Below are 16843 nucleotides of genomic sequence, written 5' to 3'. Positions count from 1 at the left end.
GCGCATGACCGACGAATCCCCCATCATCCAGGTGCGCGGGCTGGTCAACCGCTTCGGCGAACAGACCGTGCACGAAGGCCTCGATCTGGAAGTGCGCCGTGGCGAAATCCTTGGCGTGGTCGGCGGTTCCGGCACCGGCAAGTCGGTACTGATGCGCTCGATCCTGGGACTGCGCCAACCCGACGAAGGGCAGATCACCGTGCTCGGTGAGGATGCACGCTCGGAAGATCCCGTCGCGCGCCAGCACATCGAGCGCAACACCGGCGTGCTGTTCCAGGACGGTGCCCTGTTCTCGTCGCTGACCGTGGGCGAGAACGTGCAGGTGCCGCTCAAGGAACATCATCCCGAACTCCCGGACAGCTGGCGCTACGAACTGGCACTGCTGAAGGTCAAGCTGGCCGGCCTGCCTGCGGATGCGCTCAACAAGCTGCCATCACAGCTGTCAGGCGGCATGCGCAAGCGCGCGGGCCTGGCGCGTGCGCTCGCGCTGGATCCGCCGCTGCTTTTCCTCGACGAACCCACCGCCGGCCTGGACCCCATCGGCGCCGCCGCATTCGATCGACTGATCAAGACGCTGCAGGAAGCGCTCGGCCTGACCGTCTTCCTCATCACCCACGACCTGGACACGCTGTACGCGATCTGCGACCGCGTGGCGGTGCTGGCCGACCAGCGGGTGATCACGGTGGCGCCACTGCCAGAGGTCGAGCGCTTCGACCACCCCTGGGTGCAGGAATACTTCCACGGTCCCCGCGCGCGCGCCGCGCGCGACGGACAGCAGGCCTCCGGGCCCCTTCAATCGCAAACGGCGGTCTGATCCATGGAAACACGCGCCAACTACGTCCTCATCGGGGCCTTCACCCTCATCATCGCCGCCGCGCTGCTGCTGTTCGGCCTGTGGGCGGCAAAGTACTCGTCCGAGCGCACCTGGCAGGAATACCAGGTGGTGTTCCGCGAAGCAGTGACCGGCCTCACCGTCGGCAGCCCGGTGCAGTACAACGGCATCGCGGTCGGTTCCATCACCAAACTCTCGCTCGCCCCGAACGATCCGCGGCAGGTGATCGCGCGCATCCGTGTGGAGTCGTACACCCCCGTGAAGACCGACACCCGCGCCAAGCTGGCGATCACCAGCCTGACCGGCCCGACCATCATCCAGCTCAGCGGCGGCACCCCGCAGGCGCCGACGCTGACCAGCGTGGACACGCGCGAAGCCCCAGTGATCCAGACCGCACCTTCGGCGCTGCAGAACATCACCGACACCGCCAACCGCATCGTCGAGCGCCTGGACCAGGCACTGAGCGACAAGAACGTCGCCAGCATCACCACCACGCTGGCCAACCTGGAAACGATGAGCAATTCGCTGGCCAGCCGCGAGGATGGACTGGAGTCGCTGATCACCAGCGCCCGCGATGCGGCTCAGAACCTGGACAAGACGCTCGTCACCACCAATGGCGCCATCGAGCGGCTGGACAAGAACCTGGTGCAGGAATTGCCCGGCATCCTGGACAAGCTGGAAACCACACTGGCCAAGCTCGATTCGGCCGCCGGCAATGCGGACGCGATCCTCGGCGAGAACCGCGCCGCCATCAACAGCTTCGCCAGCGACGGCCTCGGCCAGCTCGGCCCCACCCTCACCGAACTGCGGGGCCTGGTGCGCGACCTGCGTCGCGTCAGCGACCGCCTCGAAGGCAATCCCGCGCGCTACCTGCTCGGCCGCGATGCACCCAAGGAGTTCGACCCGAAATGAAGCCGCTGCGACTCTTCTTCGCCCTTCCTTTCTCCCTCGCCCTCGCGGGCTGCTCGATCCTCGGCAGCGAACAGCGCGACCCGGTCACCATCTACGCGCCGGATGTCAGGGTCGCACCGGACCCCGGCTGGCCGCAGGTGGCCTGGACCCTCATCGTCGCGAAGCCCACGGCCGCGCGCGTGATCGACAGTCCGCGCATCAGCGTGCGGCCCACGCCCGGTGAACTGCAGGTCTATCGCGGCGTGTCTTGGGCATTGCCGGCGACCGATATGCTGCAGGACGCCGTGCAGCGCACGCTGGAGGATTCGGGGAAGATTCCCGCCGTGGCCAGCGCCGACGCCGGCATCCTCGGCGACTACAAGCTGGTGATGGACCTGCGCCGCTTCGAGGCCGACTATGCGGGCGGCGCGTTGCCGTCCGCCGTGGTCGAAGTGAACGCCAAGCTGGTCAACAACCGTGGCCAAAGCGTGGTCGCCTCACGCACGTTCCTGCAGCAGAAGCCCGCAGGAAGCGTGGATGTCGCGCAGGTGACCAGGGCCTTCGAAGACGCGCTGGAAGCCGCCACCGCCGACATCGTCGCGTGGGTACTGGTCTCCGGAAACGGCGACCCGAACGCCAATCGCTGATCCGCGCGGCGTGTCAGCGACGGCGCAACGGATCGATCAGGCGGAACGTCAGGTTGATGCGTTGCGCCACCGGTTTCACCGTGCGAGGCAGGGCGTGCCGGTAGTGGCGCTGCGTCTCGCCCGCCATCACCAGCAGGCTGCCATGGGGCAGTTCGAACGCCGCCCGAAGCGCGGGATCCTGCTTGTGCTTGAGCAGGAACCGGCGCACACCGCCGAGGCTGACGGAGGCGATGACAGGCTGCGGGCCCAGTTCGGGCTCGTCGTCGCTGTGCCATCCCATCGCATCGCGGCCATCGCGGTAGAGATTGGCCAGCACGCTGTTGAACGGCGTGCCCAGTTCGTCCTGCAGACGCTGCCGTAGCCCAATCAAGGCGGGAATCCACGGATGCGGCTCGAAATCGCTGCCGGAATAGCGGTAGACGGCATCCTCATCACCGATCCACGCGCTCAACCTCGGCGAATCGACGCTGCGTCCGAACAGACGGATACGATGCACGCTCCAGGGTAGCAATCGCTGCAAATCATCGAAAAGCGCATCCGCCTCCGCCAGGGGCAGCCAGGCTGGCTGGTAGGCGAGACGCGCGCCCGGCAGCGTCGCTTCGCCTCCATGCGCATTGAGCGGCAGGGGTATGGTCATGCCGACCATGCTCGCGGATTTGCCCCGCCCCTCGCAAACCCCGAAAATACCGGGAGCCTAACGCCATGCTGGAGCCGAGCCCGATGTCCGATGTCGAACGCGATGTGATGGAGTACGACGTCGTCACCGTCGGCGCGGGGCCGTCAGGCCTGGCGTTCGCCATCCGGCTCAAGCAGCTCAACCCCGAGATCTCGGTCTGCGTGATCGAGAAGGCCAGCACCATCGGCGCGCATATCCTGTCCGGCGCAGTGATCGAGCCCCAACCGCTCGATGCGCTGCTGCCAGGTTGGCGCGACAACCCGCCACCGGTGTGCGTGCCTGCCAAGGACGATGAGTTCTGGTTCTTCAGCAAGGACGGTGGCCACAAGTTCCCGATCGTTCCGCCGGGCATGCGCAACCACGGCAACTTCATCGTGTCGCTCGGCGCGATGTGCGCATGGCTCGCACCCCAGGCCGAAGCGCTGGGCGTGGAAATCTATCCGGGTTTCGCCGCCTCCGAGACGCTGCACGATGACGACGGCAAGGTTGTCGGCGTGCGCATCGGCGACATGGGCATTGCGAAGGACGGCAGCCACAAGCCCGGCTACACGCAGGGCATCGACATCCGCGCCAAGGTCACCGTGCTGGCCGAGGGCGCACGCGGCCACCTGACCAAGCGGCTGGTGAAGCGTTTCGCCCTGGACAAGGACAGCGATCCGCAGGCGTACTCGATCGGCATCAAGGAGCTGTGGCAAGTGCCGGAAGGCCGCGTCACGCCGGGCAAGATCGTGCATACCCTCGGCTGGCCCGCCAGCAACGACATCTACGGCGGCAGCTTCCTGTATCACTTGGAAAACAACCAGATCGCGCTGGGCTACGTCAGTGGCCTGGACTACAAGGATCCGGAGTACAAGCCGTGGGAAGCCTTCCAGCAGTGGAAGAACCACCCGCTGATCAAGCCGATCCTCGAAGGCGGCAACATCCTGTCCGCCGGCGCACGCGCCATCGTCACCGGCGGCTGGCAGTCTTTGCCGAAGGTCGAGATGCCCGGCGCGTTGTTGATCGGCGATACCGCCGGCCTGCTAAACGTGCCGAAGATCAAGGGCACGCACCAGGCGATCCGCAGCGGCATGCTGGCGGCCGAGCACCTGGTGTCGTCGCAACTCGCGCCAGAAGGTTTCGACACGAAACTGCGCGCGTCCGACGCGATGGCGGAGCTGAAATCGGTCCGCAACATCAAGCCCGGCTTCAAGAAAGGTCTGTGGTTCGGCATGGCGAACGCTGCGTGGGAAACCGCCGTGGGCGGCCTCTCGCCGTGGACCCTGAAAGTGAAGCCCGACTGGTCGTCGCTCGACAAGGTCGGCGAATACGAAGAGCCCAAGCGCGACTACGTGGACCGCATCCTCGCTCCGCGCGACCGCCTGCAAGGCGTCTACTACGCCGCTACCGAACACGACGAAGACCAGCCCGTGCACCTGCGCGTGCACGACACGTCCGTATGCGTCACCCGCTGCACCGCCGAATACGACAACCCCTGCACCCGCTTCTGCCCGGCCGGGGTCTACGAAATCGTCGACGATGGCGACGGCAAGCGCCTGCAGATCAACGCCGCCAACTGCGTGCACTGCAAGACCTGCGACATCAAGGATCCCTACCAGATCATCGACTGGGTGACGCCGGAAGGCGGCTCGGGGCCGAATTATCAGAATTTGTGATGCAAGCTAGCGGCTGACATTGCTCGCACATGTCTGCCCCCCCCGCCTGATCTTTAGCTCCAACTCCAACACGCCGCAACTTACTTAGGCTGAGCGCAGGACAAGGGAATAAGGGGCCGGCATCTCGGCCGACCCCTCGGTTGTCCAAGGCTACTAAGAAGTCAGTTTTAACGAACGACCACCCAAGCCTGACTAGTCACCGAAACCACCGCCTGCTGGGACGCATTGCTAGCGGCCTTCCAAATCACGTTGGCGCCTGTAACTGTGTTACGCCAAAGTATGTCGTCACGGCCGTCTCCATCAAAGTCAGCGATGCTGGCCACGCGCCAGCGCGTATCAGTGACGTTGGCAATAGCAATGCGCTGGCTGGAGACAGCGCCCTTCCAGATGGTATTCAAGCCCGTGGAACGATTGCGCCAAAGCACGTCATCCACGCTGTCGCCGTCAAAATCCCCCACTCCCACAACCTGCCAAGCTAGACCCGGAACGGAGTCGACCACCTGATAGTCTGAGTATTGACCAGAGCGCCAAATGGCATTGCTGCCATCCGTGTTTCTCCAGAAAATATCATCTTCACCATCACCATCGAAGTCGCCCACGCCCACAATGCTCCAGTTTCCACCGACGGTAGTTACGTATCGCTGTGTGCCGGAGTTACCGGATAGCCAAATCGCATTGGCCCCGCTTGAAACATTGCGCCAAAGAATGTCCGAACGCCCATCCCCGTTAAAGTCTCCGACCCCTCCTGCCTGCCAAGAAAGATTGGAAACGGAAGTAACTGCGGTCTGTGTCGCGTAGTTACCAGCTCGCCAGATCGTATTCGCACCGGTTGTTACATTACGGAACAAGATATCGTACTTCCCATCCCCGTCGAAATCACCGACACCAACCTTCTTCCAATTGAGGTCAGCGACCTGCCTTACCGCCTGCTGGCTACCGTAGTCGCCCGCTTTCCAGATTGCACTCGCGCCCGTGGAGGCATTGTTCCAGAGGATGTCAGATCGGCCATCACCATCAAAATCATTCCGCGCGTTGGTGAACGGGACTACGGTCGCGCGGAATGTCGCCACCACTGGAATCGTCTGGTTCAAACTGCGCGCATTGTCCTCGCTGTTTGCAATGCCACAAGGCAGGTTGCCGCCACTGCCGCAGGTGCTCTTCAACGGGGTGGAGAAGATGCGGTGCGATATCTGTCCGGTATCGCCGTAAGCCATCACGGTATAGAAGTTGCCATTGGCGGCGGAAGTCTTCAAACCGAAGGAGTAATCGAAGCGCCCATACTGCAAATTGTTGCCATCGCGGGAGTTGGCGCGGTCATGCGCCGACCCCATAAGATGCGCGGCTTCATGGACCAGGGTTTCATCAGCACAATAATAGGTCTTGCCATCGGTGCCCTGATCGTAACCGTCACTGATGACGGCATAGCCCCAAGAAGCATCTGCCGCCGTGATAGCCGTACGGTTGGCGCCATTCAACCAGGCAATGCCGCAGCCCTCGTTTTCAGGTGTACTGAATTTGCGCACCAGCACGGCAATATCCGCGCCGTACTGATCTCGTGCTGTGCGCAACGGGGCGAGGCTGGCGGGTACAGTGACGGGCGCCTGACCCGTGCTGCCGGTCAGTTCCTGAAGAGCCGCTTGGTTCGTATTGGTGTTGGTGTAGCTAACCTGCACCGCATTGACGATGCGCAGATAACCGTTCACATCGCTATTTGCAAAGGCTTGGTTGCCGACCTGGATCAGATAGACCAAACGCGTCGCGGCACCTGACGCACCATTATTGGCCGTCGCAAATTCAGGTGTGTAGCCGATGGCCACATCGATCGTATTCGCAGCGGTAGGAGGTGCCCCTTGGGCAACAGCGGTCGCAGTCTGGGTCACCTGGGCTGACTGACTGACCGCAGCGCCCATCGAAGAGCGCAGCGTCGAAGCCTCGGGCACCATGATATCCACATGACCCTTGGTTGCAGACACCACCTTCGACGGATCGGTCTGCACCGCAAACACAGAACCATTGCGCGTCTGCAGACTCAGCGCCGGCTTGCCGTTGGCTTGGGGAATCGAGCCGAACACGGCCTTTTCACCGAACGTGATGATGGCTTCCTGCATCGGATCGCCGCCGACGACGCGACCGATCCATGTCCAGTTGCCGTCGATCTCTTCGACGTGGCGCTCGTAGCGCAGCTTGACCTGGCTGCCATCAGGCGAAGGCACGGTCATTTCACCCGTGGCGATACCCTTGAAGGCATGCGCTTCGCTGATCGCGGTCGGGAACCAGGTGTAGGCACCTTCCTGCTTGGCGGGCGTCGCCTTGTTGGGGAAGGACAGCAACGCGCCGCGATCGGGCGCGTTGGCGATGGACGCGCCGATTGCGCGTGCCAGCGGGAGCGCCGTCGGCAGGCTGCCGGCCGTCTTGCTCGCGGCCACACCACGCATCCCTGCGATGCCCGATTCGGGGCTTTCTCCACTGCACCCGGCCAAGACCAACATCATGGCGCAAGCGCCGACCCGGAGTTTCATACGTACGCCTCTGAGAAAAACGGATAGAGCCCCTGAACCGACACTATAGCCCAGCTCCCGGGCCACAAAACAGCCAACAGGTTCGCCTCTCCGCGTTATCGGCCGGAAAACGTACAGCTGAAAGTCAGGCGTGCGCCATCGCGCACGACAACCGGACTTGCATCACGACTTAAAGTGATTCATGCGGCGGATCGGAAGGGCACGCCGGTCTTCGTCGCCAGTTCCGCTTCGGTAACGCCCTCGGCCTTTTCCACCAGCACCAGTCCCTCGGGCGTCACGTCAAAAACCGCCAGGTCCGTGATGATCCTGTCCACCACGCCCACGCCCGTCAGGGGCAGGTCGCACTGCGGCAGGATCTTGTGGCTCCCGTCCTTCGCCACGTGCTCCATCAGCACGACGATGCGCTTGACCCCGGCCACCAGGTCCATGGCGCCGCCCATACCCTTGACCATCTTGCCAGGGACCATCCAGTTCGCCAGGTCGCCTTTGTCGGTGACCTGCATGGCGCCCAGCACCGCCAGGTCGATGTGGCCGCCACGGATCATCGCGAAGGAGTCGTGGCTGCCGAAGTAGCTGGCGCCCGCACGGGCGGTGACCGTCTGCTTGCCGGCATTGATCAGGTCGGCGTCGACCTCGTCCTCGGTCGGGAACGGGCCGATGCCGAGCAGGCCGTTCTCGGACTGCAGCCAGACGTCCATGCCGGCGGGGATGTGGTTGGCGACCAAGGTCGGCAGGCCGATGCCGAGGTTGACGTAGGCACCGTCCGTCAGTTCGCGGGCGGCGCGCTGTGCCATTTCATCGCGGGTCCAGGGCATCACTTGTCTCCTTGGCGGACGGTGCGCTGCTCGATGCGCTTCTCGGGGGTCGGGTTGTGGACGATGCGATCCACGTAGATGCCCGGCAGGTGGACGTGTTCGGGGTCGATCGCGCCTACCTCGACCACCTCCTCGACCTCGGCAATGCAGACCTTTCCGGCCATGGCGCAGGCCGGGTTGAAATTGCGCGCGGTCTTGCGGAACACGAGGTTGCCCGCCTTGTCGGCCTTCCACGCCTTGACCAGCGCGACGTCGGCCATCAGGGCGGTCTCCATCACGTACCAGTGCTCGCCGAACTGGCGGGTTTCCTTGCCCTCTGCGACGACCGTGCCGTAGCCCGTCCGGGTGAAGAAGGCCGGGATGCCCGCGCCGCCAGCACGCAGGCGCTCGGCCAGCGTGCCCTGCGGGTTGAACTCCAGTTCCAGCTCGCCCGACAGGAATTGCCGTTCGAATTCCTTGTTCTCGCCCACGTAGGACGAAATCATCTTGCTGATCTGGCGGGTCTCAAGCAGCAGGCCTAGGCCGAAGCCGTCCACGCCTGCGTTGTTGGAGATCGCGGTAAGACCCTTCACCCCGCTGTCGCGCAGGGCGCCGATCAGCGCCTCGGGGATGCCGCACAGGCCGAAGCCGCCGACCGCCAGCGTTTGGCCATCAGCCACCACGCCCTTCAGCGCGTCCGCCGCACTGGGATAGACCTTCTGCTTGCCTCCGGAGCCGGGGTTACCCGTCATGGCGTGATCCATTCGATGAGGAAAGCCCGCATTCTACCCAGCCCCCCATCCCGGACACAGGTACTTTCGGGCAATGGGAATCCCGTGCGGGGCGTGCGCGTACACTGGTGTGCATGATGACCCTCGCCCTCGTCACGGCCGTGGCCGCCAGCGGCCACGACGACGATCTGCTGCCATTGCTTGATGCCTGCGCCGACGCCGGCCTGCATGCCCATGCCGTGGCCTGGGACGATCCGACGGTCAGCTGGGCGCGCTTCGACGCAGTGCTGCTGCGTTCGCCCTGGGACTACACCGAGCGCCTGCCCGAATTCCTGGCGTGGTGTATGCATGTCGACGGCGTGAGCGCGTTGCTCAACCCACTCAACGTGGTGCGCTGGAACACCGACAAGCACTACCTGGCGGATCTGGCCACGATCGGCATCCCGGTCGTGCCCACGCGCTTCGTTGAGCCGGATGCCGAGCCGATGGACGCGCTGGCGGCATTCCTGGGCGAGTTCGACGCAGAGGAATTCGTCGTCAAGCCCACGGTCAGCGCCGGGGCTCGCGACACCCAGCGCTACGCCCGCGACCAGCAGTTCGTAGCCGGCAACCATATCGGCCGACTGCTGGAGCAGGAGCGCAGCGTGATGCTGCAGCCCTATCTGGCTTCGGTCGACCAACATGGCGAAACCGCGCTGCTGTACTTCGATGGCCGGTTCAGCCACGCCGCCCGGAAAAGCGCCCAGCTGCCTCCCGGCGAAGCGGCGAGGCAAGCGCCGATGGCTCTCGGCGAGATCGTGGCGACCACCGCCACCCCCGCCGAGCAGGCACTGGCCGAGCGGGTCCTCAGCGCCACCGCGCGCCTGAGGCAGCTCGAGACGCCCCTTCCCTACGCGCGCATCGACCTGTTGACCGGCACCGACGGGCAACCGCAGCTGCTGGAACTGGAGCTCACGGAACCATCTCTGTTTTTCGCCCAAGCCCCCGGTAGCGCGGCACGTTTTGCAGGTGTTCTGGCGGAACAGCTGGCGGATGGCACCGTACGGGCTCGCATGGCCCCCGCCTGACCGCTAAAATCCCACGTCTGCCCTCGGCCAGCCGCCGCGGCCGGGCCTCACCGTCGCATACAGGAATTCTCGCAGGATGAAGATTCTCGTCGCTTACAAGCGCGTGGTGGACTACAACGTCCGCATCCAGGTCAAGCCGGACGGTTCCGGCGTGGTCACCGACGGCGTCAAGCTGTCCCCCAACCCCTTCGACGAAATCGCGCTGGAAGAAGCCCTGCGCTTGCGCGACAAGGGCATCGCCACGGAAGTCGTGGTCGCCACCATCGCCCCCGCCGACGCCCAGGCCCACTTGCGCAACGGCCTGGCCATGGGCGCCAACCGCGCCATCCACGTGGTCACCGACCAGGCCATCCAGCCGCTGACCGCCGCCCGCACCCTGCTGAAGCTGGTCGAGAAGGAATCGCCGGACCTGGTGATCCTCGGCAAGCAGGCCATCGACGACGACGCCAACCAGACCGGCCAGATGCTGGCCACGCTGTGGGGCCGTCCGCAGGCGACGTTCGCCGGCAAGCTCGACATCGCCGACGGCAAGGCCACGGTGGTCCGCGAGGTCGATGCCGGCCTGGAAACGCTCGAGGTCGACCTGCCCGCCGTCGTCACCACCGACCTGCGCCTCAATGAGCCGCGCTTCATCAAGCTGCCGGACATCATGAAGGCCAAGAGCAAGCCGCTGGAAACGCTGCAGCTGACCGATCTGGGCGTCGAATCCGCCGATACGCACAAGACCACGCACTACGCCCCGCCGGCCAAGCGCAGCAAGGGCGTCATGGTGAAGGACGCGGCCGAACTGGTCGCCGCACTCAAGCAGAAGGGGTTGCTGTAATGGCCAAGGTTCTCGTCATCGCCGAACACCTGGACGGCAAGCTCAACGCCTCCACCGCCAAGACCGTCAGCGCCGCCGCCGCGGTGAAGGCCGATGCCATCGACGTGGTCGTGTTGGCCGCCGACCCGACGGCCGTCGCCGCTGAAGCCGCGCAGATCGCCGGCGTCGCCAAGGTGCTGGCCGTCGCCAACGCGGCCCATGCGAACGCCATCGCCCAGGTACTGGCCCCGCAGATCGCCAAGCTCGCGACGGACTACACGCACGTGTTCGCCCCGTCCACTACCTTCGGCAAGGACCTGCTGCCCTGCGTGGCCGCCCTGCTCGGCGTCAACCAGGTCTCCGACCTGATGGCCGTGGAAGGCCCGCACACCTTCAAGCGCCCGATCTACGCCGGCAACGCCATCATCACCGTCGAAACGCCGGCCGACCAGATCGTCGTCGCCACCGTACGCACGGCGTCGTGGCCGGAAGCCGCCAAGGGCGGCAGCGCGACTGTTGAAGCCACCAGCGTAGAAGCCGCCCTGCCGACGCATACGCGTTACCTGGGCCTGGCCGCCGGCAAGTCCGACCGTCCCGACCTGCAGAGCGCCAAGCGCGTCGTTTCCGGTGGCCGCGGCGTGGGTTCGGCCGAGAACTTCAAGGTCATCTACGCCCTGGCCGACAAACTGGGGGCCGCCGTCGGCGCCTCCCGCGCCGCCGTCGACGCCGGCTACGTGCCGAACGAACTTCAGGTCGGCCAGACCGGCAAGATCATCGCCCCCGAGCTTTACGTGGCTGTCGGTATCTCCGGCGCCATCCAGCACCTGACCGGCATCAAGGACGCAGGCACCATCGTGGCGATCAACAAGGACGGCGAAGCGCCGATCTTCGAGATTGCTGATATTGGGTTGGTGGGGGATTTGTTTACGTTGCTGCCTGAACTGGAAGCAGTGATTCAAAGCTAAGGAAGCACGATGAAGAAGGTTATGGTGGTCTTCGGCACGCGGCCGGAAGCGATCAAGATGGCTCCCGTCGTGGCTGCGCTGAAGCAGCATCCCGGGGTGACGACGCTCGTTGCGGTGACCGCGCAGCATCGCCAGATGCTGGACCAAGTGCTGGACCTGTTCGGTATCGTGCCAGATGATGACCTTGACGTAATGCAGCCCGGCCAGAGCTTGGCCGCGCTTACATCACGGATTCTCCAAGGCATGACGGAACTCATTGATTCGAGGAAGCCGGACCTTGTCCTGGTGCATGGCGACACCAGTACGACGCTAGCCACGTCACTAGCCGCCTTCTACAACCGCGTCCCCGTGGGTCACGTCGAAGCCGGGCTCCGCACAGGGGACATGTATTCACCTTGGCCCGAGGAAGCGAACCGCAGGCTGACCGCTCCGTTGGCGAGTCTGCACTTTGCCCCCACCGAGCGCTCACGGCAAAACCTGCTGGCAGAGAATACGCAGGCCGGCGCCGTGCACGTCACTGGCAATACCGTCATCGATGCCCTGCTCGCGATCGTGACGCGAATCGACGCCGACCCGACACTCGAAGCATCACTGGCAAACCGATTTCCTTTCCTGGACCCGTCCAAACGACTCATTCTTATCACAGGCCACCGCCGCGAGAACTTCGGCAAGGGGTTCGAGGACATCTGCACCGCGATCCGCGAAATCGCCCGACGCGGCGACACCCAGGTGATTTATCCCGTCCATCTGAACCCAAATGTCCAGGAACCCGTCAAACGCATCCTTTCGGGCACGGACAACATCCACCTCATCGAGCCGCTGGACTATCTTCCGTTTGTCTACCTGATGTCCCGCTCGCACCTGATCATCACAGACTCGGGTGGTGTGCAGGAGGAAGCCCCTTCCCTTGGCAAGCCCGTACTGGTGATGCGCAATACCACGGAGCGACCGGAAGCCGTGGATGCGGGCACGGTCAAGCTGGTGGGCACCGATCCGGCGCGCATCGTCGCGGAAACCGTCGCACTGCTCGATAACGAAAACGCGTACTTGGCCATGGCGCGCGCGCACAATCCCTATGGCGACGGACTCGCTAGTCGCCGCATCGCCGAGATCGTGGTGACGGGCGATGCATCCCAAGCCTGAGGCGCCTGCGATGACACTCGGTTCCCCTGCCCGGCCTGGGCGCGATCCGCATTTCGAGAACAACGTGAACCTCAAATCCACACCCGCAGTCAGTGTCCTTGTTCCCTGCTACAACGAGGAGAATGCGATCGATGAAACCATCCAGAAGCTGGCTGGAGCGCTTGCGACGCTGGAAAGCTACGAGATCGTCGCGATCGAAGATGGATCGGTGGACCGTACCCTGGCCAGACTGCAAATGCTGAAGGAGGCTTTCCCGCAATTGCGCGTGGTACCGCATGACCGCAATCGCGGGTATGGCGCCGCATTGAAGACGGGCATGCGGCACGCAGAATCGGAGATGATTGCCATCATCGATGCCGACGGCACCTACCCGATCCACGATCTTCCCAGGCTGGTGAAGATGGCGGCCGATTACGACATGGTTGTGGGTGCGCGCACTGGCAACAATGTCACCTACTCCACGCTACGCAAGATCCCCAAGTTCTTCCTGCACCGCTGGATCAACTGGATCGTCAACATGAAGGTGCCGGACATCAACTCCGGGATGCGGGTTTTCCGCAAGAACATGGCGCAGAAGTTCGTTCGCATACTCCCCAATGGCTTCAGCTTCACCATCACCATCACCATATCGTCCCTGCGCAACAACTATCGCGTCCACTTCGAGCCCATCGACTATTATCAGCGCAAGGGGAACTCGAAGATCCACCCGATCAAGGACACATTGCGATTCGTGCAGATCATCGGGCGGACCGGCATGTACTTTGCGCCGCTCCGGATCCTCGCACCGCTGATCGTGGCGCTGCTGCTGGCCAGCGTCGCCAGCCTCGCTTACGACACCTTCATCCTGCGCGACCTTACGGAGAAGTCCTTGGTACTGCTGACGATGAGCCTGAACGTTGGGATCTTCGCGGTACTGGCCGACATGATCGACAAGCGGAGCAACGTATGAGCGGGGCCGGCGGGTTCGACTGGAGAAGCAATCCAGAGCACCACGCCGCGCAATCCATGCTGTCGCACATGACGGCTTACTACGCTTGGACGCTTGCGCTGTTCGGGCACGAATTTCAAGGGCCTGCGGCAGACGCTGGGGCAGGCTCTGGCCATTTTTCGGAACTCCTTTCCCATCGCGTCGAGCCCTTGGTGCTTTTAGAAGGCGGGCAAGAGAATCTCGACTTGCTCCGGCAGCGCTTCGCCGGACGGCCAGGCGTTCTGGTGGAAGATTGCGACCTAGCCCAGTGCGGCGGGACACTGGCTCGCCACGGGGTCAAGAGCATCTTCACCCTCGACGTACTCGAGCATCTTCCCGACGATCTTGCCGTGCTCAAGCAGTTCCATGAAGCGCTCGCCCCGGGCGGAGGGCTTTACATCAAGGTGCCCGCCCTGCAGTTCCTCTACGGCCCCGTGGACGAAGCTTCCGGTCACTACCGGCGCTACAGCCGCTCGCGCCTGCGCAAGGTGGTGGAAGCGGCAGGGTTCTCGGTGGAGAAATGCCACTACATGAACATCGCCGGCGTCGCTCCCTACTTCCTCAAGTCCCGCATCCTGAAGCGGCAGGAGAATTTCTCCCGCACATTCACGGTCTCCCAGATCCGCCGCATCCAACATGCGATGCCTTATCTGAGGGTCCTTGATCGTCTGACGGGACCGTTCATCGGGTTGTCCGTGATCTGCGTGGCCCGTCGCCAGTGAGCACGAAGTACTCGCTCGCCGCTTACGCGCGCGCAGCTGCCTTCTTCACGCTCTACGGGACCGTGAAATATCTTCCGCCTCCACTCGGCGATGCACTCCGGTTCGCCGTGCTCAAGCTGTTCGTCGCGGAGATTCGCAGCTGGAAGATCAAGGATGGCGTCACGATCTGGTTTCCGGAAGGCGTGCGTATCGGTCGCCACGTCACGATCAACGAGGGCGTGTTTCTCGATGGCTTCGGTGGCCTGTCGATCGGAAACCATTGCCGCATCGCCCATGGCTGCTCGTTCATCAGCGAGGACCATGTGTTCGATGACCCTGATACGCCCATCTGGCAGCAGGGCAAACGCGCGTCGCCGATCACGCTGGAGGATGACGTCTGGTGCGGTTGCGGCGTCAAGGTCATGCGCGGCGTCACCATAGGCCGCGGCTCGGTCATCGCGGCGGGGAGCGTGGTCACCCGGAGCATCCCCCCCAATTCCATCGCGATGGGCGTCCCCGCGCGGGTGGTCCGAACGCGCGGTACCGGCGGCGATCGTGGTCCGGCAGCCTGAACCCACCCCTGGCGGGGACGCCGCACGACGCCGACTGGGCGCGCTGGCGGGCGAAGGTTTCCGCATGGGCGTGCTGTCGGTAGTCAGCCTCGTGCTGGGATACGTGCTGACGATCCTGTTCCACAACATCGCCGGAATGGCCGTCGAAGCGGCGTATTCCTGCGCGGTCGTCACCTGCTCGGTACTCAATTTCTTCGGCTGCAGGCACTACGTGTTCCGTGGCGGGAAAGGGCCGTTGCTCGTGGAAGCAGCCAAGTTCTTCCCTTCCATCCTGATGTTCCGGGCAGTGGAGGTCGCGCTGTTCGCGGCAATCAACCGCCTGCTGCAGAACTACCACCTCGCCTACATCGCGACGGCGGTGGTCAGCATGGTGTTCAAGCTGCTGATCTCCCGCCTTTTCATCTTCAAACGCACCCGCTGACCGGCGCCGGCAACGCACACGAACTTTCCATGACCGACACACGCATTGCTCCGCCTGTCCCGCCGCGGCCCCGCACCATGACCTCCTGGGCCTGGCTTGCGGTAGCCGCCTTCATCGTGCTGATGTTCTATCCGGGCATCATGTCGAACGACAGCATCGCGTCGCTGCGGCAGGCCCGTTCGTTCGAGTTCAACGATTGGCACCCGCCGGTGATGGCGATGATATGGAGCGTGTTCGACCGCATCGTCGAAGGCCCCGCCGGCATGTTGTTGGCACAGGCGGCGCTGTATGCGTATGGATGTTCAGCCCTATGTGCGCAGGCGTTTCCGAAGCTGTCCGCCCGATTCCCGCGCTGGCTCGTGGTCGTTGTGTTCAGCCTGTTCCCGCCGGTGATGACGCTCTCCGGGATGATCTGGAAGGACATCTGGATGTCGGCCTTCCTGCTGCTGGCGCTGGTGCACCTGTTCCGCATGCGGGATGCCGGCAGCACCGACCGACGCTACGCGCACGGCGCCGCCGTCGTCCTGTTCTGCCTGGCCGCCACCGCATTCCGGCACAATGCGCTCGCCGCCACTGCGGGACTTCTGGCTGGCGCGGCCTATCTGGCCCTGCCGATGCAAGGCAAGTGGTGGCGACTGTTCATCGCCTCGGCCACGGGCGTCGCGACCGCCGTCGTCCTGTATTTCGGCGTGTCGATGGTCAACCGCCTGATCGCCAAGCCGGCGAATCCCACGACCGCGATCTACCTGTACGACATGGCCGGCATCATCGTGTATTCGGGTGATGCAGAGGCTGCTGCCCAAAGGCTGCTGAGTCATCCGATCGAGTTCACGGACAACAGACCGCAGTTCCTCCGGCGCATCTATCAGCGCTACTCACCCGCGGTGGCCGGCAACGTCATCCGCACCACGACCCGCCCGAATTCGCCGTTCTCGCTCAACGTCTATCGCCATCATGATGCGGAAGGTGTCAAGAAGGCGCACCGGGACATGGTCCGCGCCTATCCGATGGCCTACTTCAAGCATCGGACGACAGCCTTCTCCTGCCTCATGCAGTTGTGCGACAGGCAGGAATGGGTCAATCACAGCTACGTGCTGAATCCGCAATACGCACTGCCGAAGACACTGAATCCGGATTCACTGCAATACACGCTTCGCAGCATCGTGCTGAGCGGCAGTCTGGCGCTGCTTTACCACCCGGGCTTCTGGCTGCTCGTTACCGTGGCCGCCGGAATCATCGGTTTCGTCCGGATTGTCCGCGAGCCGCCGACCGCACCCCCCAGTCTGCTGCTCTTCATGGGGCTGAGTGGCGTCGGTCTTGCGTTCTCGCTCTACTTCACATCACCCATCGAAAGCTTTCGCTACATGCACTGGGTGATGCTGCTTGGCTGGACGACTCTCATGATGGTCGCCGAGCATTTCGTCGCTTCGCGTCGATCCGACCCCTGAGCAGCTGCGCCG

General features: G+C 63.8%; 17 protein-coding genes. 13 read left to right on the top strand and 4 right to left on the bottom strand.

The window, feature by feature from the left end; translation table 11 throughout:
• Window positions 1-4 precede the first annotated feature (4 nt).
• Genes FB548_RS04045 through FB548_RS04035 form a run of 3 tightly spaced genes read left to right on the top strand, consistent with a single transcriptional unit; the run spans window position 5 to window position 2370 of the window.
• Window positions 5-814 carry an ABC transporter ATP-binding protein gene (locus tag FB548_RS04045; protein WP_142123442.1) on the top strand — a complete coding sequence of 270 codons (810 nt, stop codon included), beginning with the start codon at window positions 5-7 and terminating at the stop codon, window positions 812-814.
• A 3-nt stretch (window positions 815-817) separates the two neighbouring features.
• Window positions 818-1744 carry an MlaD family protein gene (locus tag FB548_RS04040; protein WP_142123441.1) on the top strand — a complete coding sequence of 309 codons (927 nt, stop codon included), beginning with the start codon at window positions 818-820 and terminating at the stop codon, window positions 1742-1744.
• A complete protein-coding gene (locus FB548_RS04035; RefSeq protein WP_142123440.1) occupies window positions 1741-2370 on the top strand; it encodes an ABC-type transport auxiliary lipoprotein family protein in 630 nt (209 codons plus the stop codon). Before FB548_RS04040 ends, FB548_RS04035 begins: the two co-directional genes overlap by 4 nt.
• A gap of 13 nt (window positions 2371-2383) precedes the next feature.
• On the opposite strand, the gene FB548_RS04030 is transcribed toward FB548_RS04035, so the two are convergent.
• On the bottom strand, window positions 2384-3007 hold the full coding sequence (locus FB548_RS04030; protein ID WP_142123439.1) for an alpha-ketoglutarate-dependent dioxygenase AlkB: 624 nt from the start codon (window positions 3005-3007) through the stop codon (window positions 2384-2386).
• Window positions 3008-3072: 65 nt separating this feature from the next.
• Here FB548_RS04030 and FB548_RS04025 point away from each other — a divergent pair, with 65 nt between their 5' ends.
• Entirely contained in the window at window positions 3073-4701 is a 1629-nt protein-coding gene (locus FB548_RS04025) for an electron transfer flavoprotein-ubiquinone oxidoreductase (protein ID WP_142123438.1), read from the top strand.
• Between the two features lie 167 nt (window positions 4702-4868).
• Here the strand turns inward: FB548_RS04025 and FB548_RS04020 are convergent, their stop codons facing one another.
• From FB548_RS04020 to FB548_RS04010, 3 genes are all read right to left on the bottom strand, one after another.
• Window positions 4869-7220 (bottom strand): reprolysin-like metallopeptidase, encoded by a 2352-nt coding sequence (locus FB548_RS04020; RefSeq protein ID WP_142123437.1) that lies wholly within the window; start codon window positions 7218-7220, stop codon window positions 4869-4871.
• A 179-nt stretch (window positions 7221-7399) separates the two neighbouring features.
• Window positions 7400-8035, bottom strand: coding sequence for a CoA transferase subunit B (locus FB548_RS04015; RefSeq protein WP_142123436.1), 636 nt, complete (start codon window positions 8033-8035; stop codon window positions 7400-7402).
• The gene (locus FB548_RS04010; protein WP_142123435.1) at window positions 8035-8766 is read right to left on the bottom strand and encodes a CoA transferase subunit A; all 732 of its coding nucleotides are present in this window, start codon (window positions 8764-8766) and stop codon (window positions 8035-8037) included. Before FB548_RS04010 ends, FB548_RS04015 begins: the two co-directional genes overlap by 1 nt.
• A gap of 116 nt (window positions 8767-8882) precedes the next feature.
• Between FB548_RS04010 and FB548_RS04005 the strand changes: the two genes are divergently transcribed.
• The 9 genes from FB548_RS04005 to FB548_RS03965 all read left to right on the top strand — a co-directional run bounded on the left by FB548_RS04005 (window position 8883) and on the right by FB548_RS03965 (window position 16831).
• On the top strand, window positions 8883-9812 hold the full coding sequence (locus tag FB548_RS04005) for a hypothetical protein (protein ID WP_221625908.1): 930 nt from the start codon (window positions 8883-8885) through the stop codon (window positions 9810-9812).
• 76 nt (window positions 9813-9888) lie between these two features.
• A complete protein-coding gene (locus tag FB548_RS04000) occupies window positions 9889-10635 on the top strand; it encodes an electron transfer flavoprotein subunit beta/FixA family protein (protein ID WP_093487882.1) in 747 nt (248 codons plus the stop codon).
• Entirely contained in the window at window positions 10635-11579 is a 945-nt protein-coding gene (locus tag FB548_RS03995; protein ID WP_142123433.1) for an electron transfer flavoprotein subunit alpha/FixB family protein, read from the top strand. The genes FB548_RS04000 and FB548_RS03995 overlap by 1 nt, the downstream gene beginning before the upstream one ends.
• 9 nt (window positions 11580-11588) lie before the next feature.
• A complete protein-coding gene (wecB, locus tag FB548_RS03990; RefSeq protein ID WP_142123432.1) occupies window positions 11589-12722 on the top strand; it encodes a UDP-N-acetylglucosamine 2-epimerase (non-hydrolyzing) in 1134 nt (377 codons plus the stop codon).
• A complete protein-coding gene (locus tag FB548_RS03985) occupies window positions 12706-13671 on the top strand; it encodes a glycosyltransferase family 2 protein (protein ID WP_142123431.1) in 966 nt (321 codons plus the stop codon). The genes wecB and FB548_RS03985 overlap by 17 nt, the downstream gene beginning before the upstream one ends.
• Window positions 13668-14411 (top strand): class I SAM-dependent methyltransferase, encoded by a 744-nt coding sequence (locus FB548_RS03980; RefSeq protein ID WP_142123430.1) that lies wholly within the window; start codon window positions 13668-13670, stop codon window positions 14409-14411. Before FB548_RS03985 ends, FB548_RS03980 begins: the two co-directional genes overlap by 4 nt.
• A 107-nt stretch (window positions 14412-14518) precedes the next feature.
• Window positions 14519-14962 carry an acyltransferase gene (locus tag FB548_RS03975; RefSeq protein ID WP_185741970.1) on the top strand — a complete coding sequence of 148 codons (444 nt, stop codon included), beginning with the start codon at window positions 14519-14521 and terminating at the stop codon, window positions 14960-14962.
• Window positions 14946-15383 (top strand): GtrA family protein, encoded by a 438-nt coding sequence (locus FB548_RS03970; protein WP_142123428.1) that lies wholly within the window; start codon window positions 14946-14948, stop codon window positions 15381-15383. Before FB548_RS03975 ends, FB548_RS03970 begins: the two co-directional genes overlap by 17 nt.
• A gap of 77 nt (window positions 15384-15460) precedes the next feature.
• The gene (locus tag FB548_RS03965; protein WP_142123427.1) at window positions 15461-16831 is read left to right on the top strand and encodes a hypothetical protein; all 1371 of its coding nucleotides are present in this window, start codon (window positions 15461-15463) and stop codon (window positions 16829-16831) included.
• The last annotated feature ends 12 nt before the right edge of the window (window positions 16832-16843 follow it).

The organism is Pseudoxanthomonas sp. 3HH-4, from assembly GCF_006716465.1.
GTDB lineage: Bacteria > Pseudomonadota > Gammaproteobacteria > Xanthomonadales > Xanthomonadaceae > Pseudoxanthomonas_A.
This window is presented reverse-complemented; position numbering and strand designations above follow the sequence as displayed.